The following is a 1,620-nucleotide window of genomic DNA, read 5'->3' on the forward strand; positions in this document are numbered from 1 at the left end:
CCCCCCCCCCCCCCCCCCCCGTCCCGTCAACGGTCCTTGAACTGCGCTTCGCGCTTGGCGATGAAAGCTGCCATGCCCTCTTTCTGGTCTTCTGTGGCAAACGCGGCATGGAATACCCGACGCTCGAAGCGCACGCCTTCGCTCAAGGTCACTTCGAAGGCGCGGTTGACGCTCTCCTTGACCATCATGCTCACCGGGATCGACTTGGCCGCAATAGTCGCTGCCACTTTCAACGCCTCCTCCACCAACTCGGCCTGCGGCACGATGCGCGCCACCAGGCCAGCGCGCTCTGCTTCCTCGGCGCCCATCAGGCGCCCGGTCAGGCACAGCTCCATGGCCTTGGCCTTGCCCACCGCGCGGGTCAGGCGCTGGGTACCGCCCATGCCCGGCAACACGCCGAGGTTGATTTCCGGCTGGCCGAACTTGGCGTTGTCGGCGGCGAGGATGAAATCGCACATCATCGCCAGCTCGCAGCCTCCCCCCAGGGCGAAGCCCGATACCGCGGCAATGATGGGCTTGCGCCGGTTGGCAATCCGGTCGGCATCGCTGAACAGGTCGTCGACGTAGATCTGCGGGTATTGCAGCTCGGCCATTTCCTTGATGTCGGCGCCTGCGGCGAAGGCCTTGGCGGAGCCGGTGAGCACCACGCAGCCGATGTTCGGGTCACGCTCGAGCTGGTCCAGGGCCTGGTTGATCTCGCCGACGATCTGCGCGTTCAGCGCGTTGAGCGCCTGCGGGCGGTTGAGGGTGATCAGGCCGACCTTGCCGTGGATGTCCAACAGGATGGTTTCGAATGCCATGCAGTCTGCTCCTTCAAAGATTGCGCGCAATGACCATGCGCTGAATGTCGCTGGTGCCTTCGTAGATCTGGCAGACCCGCACGTCGCGGTAGATGCGCTCCAGCGGGAAGTCGCTCAGATAGCCATAACCGCCAAGCGTCTGCAAGGCATCCGAACAGACCTTTTCGGCCATTTCCGAGGCGAAAAGCTTGGCCATCGAGGCTTCCACCAGCGCCGGGCGCCCGGCGTCGCGCAACGCGGCGGCGTGCAGCACCATCTGGCGCGCCACGGCGATTTTCGTCGCCATGTCGGCCAGGCGGAAAGCCACCGCCTGGTGCTCGATCAATGGCTTGCCGAAGGTTTGCCGCTCATTGGCGTAGTCGCGGGCCACTTCGAAGGCGGCGCGGGCCATGCCCACCGACTGCGAGGCGATGCCGATCCGTCCGCCTTCGAGGTTGGCCAGGGCGATCTTGTAGCCCTGCCCTTCCTCACCGAGGCGGTTGGCCACCGGCACGCGCACGTTGTCGAAGATGATCTGGCAGGTGTCGGAAGCATGCTGGCCGAGCTTGTCCTCGACCCGCGCCACCTGGTAACCCGGTGCATCGGTGGGCACGATGAAGGCCGTGATACCGCGTTTGCCGGCATCCGGGTCGGTGACGGCGAAGACAATCACCACCCCGGCATTCTGTCCGGAGGTGATGAACTGCTTGCTGCCATTGAGTACGTAATGGTCGCCGTCCAGGCGAGCGCGGGTCTTCAGGCTGCTGGCATCAGAGCCTGCCTGGGGCTCGGTCAGGGCGAACGCGCCGAGCATCGCGCCGCTGGCCAGCGGCGCGAGGCT

General features: G+C 65.4%; 2 protein-coding genes. Both read right to left on the reverse strand.

The window, feature by feature from the left end; genetic code table 11:
* Positions 1-26 precede the first annotated feature (26 nt).
* Entirely contained in the window at positions 27-800 is a 774-nt protein-coding gene (locus AC3WL2_RS18815) for an enoyl-CoA hydratase (RefSeq protein WP_102683680.1), read from the reverse strand.
* 13 nt (positions 801-813) lie between these two features.
* Positions 814-1,620, reverse strand: an 807-nt coding sequence (locus tag AC3WL2_RS18820) for an acyl-CoA dehydrogenase (RefSeq protein ID WP_492574584.1), incomplete at its 5' end; no start/stop codon positions are given.

This window comes from Pseudomonas sp. FW305-96 (genome assembly GCF_058783825.1).